Here is a 5,623-nt window from a genome sequence, read left to right as displayed (position 1 = left end):
GGGGATGACCGCCATAATGCTAAAAGCTGTGCCCGTCGTGTTCGCTCCGTGAAAGGTAATGCTGTTCGCTGTGGTCACATCAGCACGATAACGCAGCCAGATACGCACGGTGGCTTCTGAGAACACCGCACCGGATGCCACCAGCTCCCGCCCGCTAATGGCTTGGACTTCTGCCCAGACCGTGGCTAAATCTACCCAGTTGTTGAGTACTTCACCGAATTTACCCCGACTGGCTTCATTTTTTCGGATTGTCACCCGATGCCGTAATCTGCCTGCTCTCATGCCTTCCCCTCCGGTTGTTGTTTGATTTCCACGGTTTGCTTCCATGCCTGACTGAATTCATCGCCACCGGCACGGGGTGATAATCCCTCCCGTTCACGGGCTTCATTCGGGCACATCACACCAGATTTAATCGCCGTTTCATAACTCTGGAAGCGTTCTTTCGGATTGGCGCGAAGCAGATCGGCTGTGTCGAATTCGACTTGGTAGCGAATGCCTCGTTTTGGTGAATTTATCAGTAAGGTGGATTTGATTTGCTGTTCGAAATTGGCAAGCCAGGGGCGCATGGTGATCGTCAGAAATGCGCGTGACGCTTCGCTAAAGTTACTGTAGGTACTGTTCGAATACTCTTGCAGAAAGATAGGACTGACATTGAACATCCGGGCGATATCTTCAATGGTGAAACGACGGGAGGCCAGCCATTCTGCATCCTGATTGCTCATCCCTAATTGCTGATATTCCATCCCACCCTCAAGAATGGGCGTTTTGCCTGCATTACGAGCGCCTTTATAACGTTCGAGGGCTTCCAACGCTTTATTACCCTTGATGCCATCCAGCCAGTCAGCGGCTTTAATCACGCCCGCTGCCATCATGCCCTCTTTCATAATGCTTGCACCGTGGCGCTGTTGCGCCAACCCCAAACCCAGCGTTTCACGGCAAATCGTGACCGGTGAGCGACCAAGAAAACCGTCTTCCGTGGCATAGCGTAAATGTAAAACTTCTTCCTGTAGATAGGTTCTGACCTTGCCTCTATAGGGTTCGGTAATGATATAAGCAAAGCGGTGATCCGATAATCTCTGTGGGACAACTGCTGACGGCGGATAAGGGTGCAACGAATGTGGTTGTCCGTCTTTTCCCCAGACTATGACTGCATACGCATTGCCATTTAACAGGCAATGACGCATCAGCGTTCGCTTAAACTGAAACGGTGTTTGGCAATCGTTCGGGCATTCATTGAGCAGGTAATCAACCGGATGATCACTTAACCACTCACGGGACTCTGTGCCGTGACTATTTTTTACTCGATAGAGATAACAGGGCATTGTTGCTACCGCTTCACTAATCACCGTGATGGCATTCATCACCGCTGGTAAACCTTCGGCGGTCGAGGGGGAAACATGCTCGCCGGATTTGGTATTAGACATACCCGCCAGAGAAAGAAACTCATCAATGCTGATACTACGAGTCTCAGAGGCTTTTCGCTTAAAAGGCCACATAATCACGCCTCAGACAATTGCAGCCAGTAATGGCGCAAATCCACATAACAAGGCTTAACCACATTCAGGGATCGTTTGGCAATCTCAACACCGCTTTCAGGGTAGGCGGGTAAACTGGTGACAGTAATTTCCCGTAATTCAGCCTCTAAGACGGTTCTGACATACGGTGTTTGGCTGGTATCCCACTGATCTTTAATGGCACGAAAACCAAAGGACATGCCCTGAATATCACCACGCTCAACCAGTGTCAGCACATCACGCCCTAATTGCGTATCAGGCGGGGTGAGTTCGAAACGTAATCCGGTGGCATCTTCGCTAAGTTGCAATGTTCCAGATGTGGTACGGCCTAACAGGTTCATATGATCATGTTCATACAGTGCCCTGATATCAGCACTTGCCGCTAGACTGGCGCTAAAGGCATTCGGGGCGAACTGTTCGATAAACTCATCCCACAAGATATGTGATCGGCTGTTCCACTTAATCACATAGCCTGACAGTTTCTTATCACTGGCAGAAAGGGAAGCAGTGCGGATTTCAAAATCATTTTTCATTGGTAGATTCCAGATTACAAAGGGGCGCAGTGCCCCTTACCGTTAACCCGCTTTAGTGCCTTTGATTTCCAGCACCTTGATTGCGTTGGAATCCACCAGCCCGCCGCCCAGATATTTATCGGTATGTACCTTATAAAATCCCGGTTCGGTGATATTGTCAGGACGGGTACGAATGCCCGTTTGATGGTCAACGATAAAGTAACCGCGGTTGAAGTCGCCCAGACTAATGATGTTATCGGGCATAAATTCGAGATAATGGACAGGCAAGCCCAGCAACATATCAGGATCACCCGCTTGCAGACGTTCACGCCAGATATAATCGCCATTGCCATTTTTCAGCTTCTGTACATTGGCGGCAGTTGTGGAATTCATCACCCACACCGCGTTCTTGCGGTATTTGTTTTTGAGCAAGAATTTCAGGTCAATCAGGCTATCGGCTTCAAGGCTGGTTGCTTCCAGCTTTTGTAGTGTACCGAATGTGCGAACCTTATCGGCTTTGTTATCACGGGGATACGACAGGAAGCCTTTTGCTTTTTTGCTGCCGTCACCACTCACCAGATCGGTTTCTTCGGTATCAACGAACGTATCTGCGATTTCTGAGGTTAACCAGCCTAAGATATCCACATCGCTAAAATCGATGATCTCTTGGGTGGTTCTGGGGTAGGCATAGATAGGAAACAACTTGATGCTGACTTCTTCCATCGTCGGTGTCGCCGTCTCACTACGCGCCTTGCCTTCTTCCCCATGAGCAACCGCTGCACCCCCGACCGAAACAAGCTGTTTATACTCATTGCTGCGCGTGGTCTTAATCGTACAAATCCGGCGCATGACCGACTCATCAGCCAGTTGCTGCATGATTTGCCTGTTCAGCTCAGGGATAACGGTATAGCCACCGTCTGCCGGAACTCCCGTAGATAAGGAGCGAGTTTCTCCGGTCAGGATATAGTGGCGCAATTCGTCATTATTGAGTTTGTTATTGATCGGCTGGTTTTTGGCTTGGCTGCGTTCTTCATCAGATAATGCCTCATAACGAGCAATTTCCGTATTCAGAGAATCAGACTGGCTGCGCAGCTCGTCGAACTGTTTGGCTTCATTAGCATTGAGTGAGCGCTTTTCATCTTCGGCTTTGGTAAGTAATGAGCGCATTTGCTGGTTTAAATCGACTTTTTGCTGGCGTAATTCAAGTATTTTTTTCATGGTGTGTTTCGGAATAGTTATTTTTCAATAAATAACTTTTTAACATCATGAAAAATAAAATAAATGATTATTATTATGTTGGGCTAGCATACAAAAATGGCGACTTAAATCGCCATTTTTCTAATGGCTATTTATTTTTTACTTTTATAGTGTAGGTTTTATTAAATTCCTCGGAGCTTTTAAACATATTACCATAGATAGCTCCATGTATATTAACTGTTGCCGTTCCTGCTTTGGCAGGAATACCACTTATTATGATACAGTTATTATCCTTTTTTGATATGGTGTTTTTTGTTATCACCTCTTTGGGTAATTCACAATGTTTGGCATGTAGTCCTAAATTATCCGGTTTTACACTATTACCAGTTAGCATCCCTATAACACGTCCACCCTCTATATTTATAGTGCTATAATACGACTCACCCACTTTAGCATCAGGTAGTTCGTTTTCTTTAGGTGAAAATGAAACGGAACTACCACAGGCAGTGAGAAAGAAAACAGCCATTATCATTAAATATTTATTCATTTTATTTTAATGGTTTAAAAACCAATCCTCCAAATAATTGACTCAAAAAAGAATCCATTGTGGTATTTCTTTTTATTTGTTGGTATGTGTCACCCCATGAGAATAATTCAAGTTCAACTTGTTGATTATTTTCTTTCACTATTCCACTCCATACAATCCAATGACTTTTATATGTAATACCATTATTTCTTCCCATTCCTAACATAGTGTCAGATATCAATGTAATTACTTTATATCCTTGCGATGCATAATCATTAAGAGTCATTAAGTCATTCATATTGCAATGAGATAATCCTACATTACTAAATATTTTTTCATACCCAGCCTTTTCAAACCATTCTGTTAACATTCCCCACATTGTAATACCAGCAACCTGATCATTAACTTCATCATAGCTAAAAATAATATTTTCTGAATCTCTTAAACTTGCTAATGTCAACCAATCTAACCCAGATATTCTTGTACCATACTCGTTATAAAAAGTTCCTTTAGGATGGCGACAACCATCACCCGGCTTAATCTCTAATTGACCAATTTTGGTTCTTCCATGTTCCCATAACTCACGAGCTGCTTGTTCATAAATATCTGGTCTGTCCATTTGTAAGCAATAAAAAAATGCCGCAGGACCACATAAACTTGCACCACCCTGATCGGGAACGCTTCTTTTAGAAATCCGGTTCTGGAGTTCTGATTCAAATTTACTTTTTTCAAATGGATCATCTTTGTGACCAATTGGATATTCTTTCGCAATAAACGCTCTTTCAGGAACAGTAAGTTTTAATTCAACGGTATTATCCCCATCGCTAACAGGTTTTGTTTCAATCGTACTTTCAAAATAACAGGCATTCTCTCGTTTTTTATCCGAGCAGGCTTTACCTTCTACGAATTCCCCCAGTGTATACATCTTTCTAAAAGGGGCTTGCAGTGCCTGAATCGTATTTGAACCATGTTTGCGGTAAAGCATGATTTGCATAATATACGTCACGGAAAGGTCATCGTCTGTTTCTTCAGTGACATGCTGTTGAGTTTCATAATTGCTCTGTAATTGTGCCTGAAAAATATCAAGCAATATATGATGGTTTCCTTTTGCGTCCTTACGATAAATGATTAAATCATACAGCAGGTTTTCGGCAGGCACATTTGATTCTATTTTGGTGTAAACGGTATAAGTCGGCATAGTATTAATCCTTTAAAATATGAAAATTCAGGTTATTTTTGTCATCCGTGAGATGCCATTGGGTATAACCTTGTTTATCCGTCTTTCCTTCCTTTATCTGTCCATCCGGCAGGCAAACCCGATACTTGCGTTCGGCTAAAAGATTGCCGTCATCATCCACACAACGATAGCGAGCATGATGTTTAGCGGGTTTTACCAGAGTTTCTTCAACCAGTGGCTTCTTAAGTGGCTTCACATTCGAGAACCCAGACAAAAGCGGCTTGCCTTCTTCACGTCCGGCTAATTGTGTAATGCTGTAGCCCGAAGTCCCCGCAGCAATGTGGTTACACGCGATAGATTTGTAATCGAGCATCACCACTTCATGGGGGATTGCGCCGTTGTCATTGATGGAATGGGGATAATTGTAGGCCAGATCGACAACCGTTGCGCCTGTCAGTTTAATTTCGTAAAAGAGTTCCAGTTGTCCCATCGGGCTTGTCCGATAGTGCATAAAGCGCGCTTCCAGCAATTCGTTTCCGTCAATTGCCATTGCTAACAAAGGTGAGGATTTATCAATGGGTTTGGTAAAGCTGACTGGGTGATGATGTGCACTCTGATCGCGGCTCACTGAATGATTGACACTCAGTACCTGTATTTCGTCTTCCCGGCCTGTCTGATAGCGGTTTCCGATGTATCC

General features: G+C 44.3%; 7 protein-coding genes. All 7 read right to left on the bottom strand.

From position 1 onward, the window contains the following. Positions 1-282 (bottom strand): phage head closure protein (locus AAC147_RS17705; RefSeq protein ID WP_047683328.1); only part of this gene is annotated, 282 nt, incomplete at its 3' end. Beyond that, entirely contained in the window at positions 279-1,496 is a 1,218-nt protein-coding gene (locus AAC147_RS17700) for a phage portal protein (protein ID WP_047683326.1), read from the bottom strand. The genes AAC147_RS17705 and AAC147_RS17700, both read right to left, overlap by 4 nt. Before the next feature lie 2 nt (positions 1,497-1,498). Next, on the bottom strand, positions 1,499-2,047 hold the full coding sequence (locus tag AAC147_RS17695) for an HK97 family phage prohead protease (RefSeq protein WP_047683324.1): 549 nt from the start codon (positions 2,045-2,047) through the stop codon (positions 1,499-1,501). Positions 2,048-2,089: 42 nt separating this feature from the next. Further along, positions 2,090-3,244, bottom strand: a complete 1,155-nt coding sequence (locus tag AAC147_RS17690; protein WP_047683322.1) for a phage major capsid protein — start codon at positions 3,242-3,244, stop codon at positions 2,090-2,092. Positions 3,245-3,371: 127 nt separating this feature from the next. Then, the gene (locus tag AAC147_RS17685) at positions 3,372-3,770 is read right to left on the bottom strand and encodes a hypothetical protein (protein ID WP_052189620.1); all 399 of its coding nucleotides are present in this window, start codon (positions 3,768-3,770) and stop codon (positions 3,372-3,374) included. Between the two features lies 1 nt (position 3,771). Then, positions 3,772-4,947 (bottom strand): hypothetical protein, encoded by a 1,176-nt coding sequence (locus AAC147_RS17680; RefSeq protein ID WP_047683320.1) that lies wholly within the window; start codon positions 4,945-4,947, stop codon positions 3,772-3,774. 4 nt (positions 4,948-4,951) lie between these two features. Further along, a partial coding sequence (gene tssD / locus AAC147_RS17675; RefSeq protein WP_231571478.1) for a type VI secretion system tube protein TssD occupies positions 4,952-5,623 on the bottom strand: 672 nt, incomplete at its 5' end.

Source organism: Xenorhabdus sp. NBAII XenSa04, from assembly GCF_963866145.1.
In the GTDB taxonomy this organism is placed as follows: domain Bacteria; phylum Pseudomonadota; class Gammaproteobacteria; order Enterobacterales; family Enterobacteriaceae; genus Xenorhabdus; species Xenorhabdus indica.
Note: the sequence above shows the minus strand (reverse complement) of the source record. Positions and strands in the feature narration are given on the sequence as shown.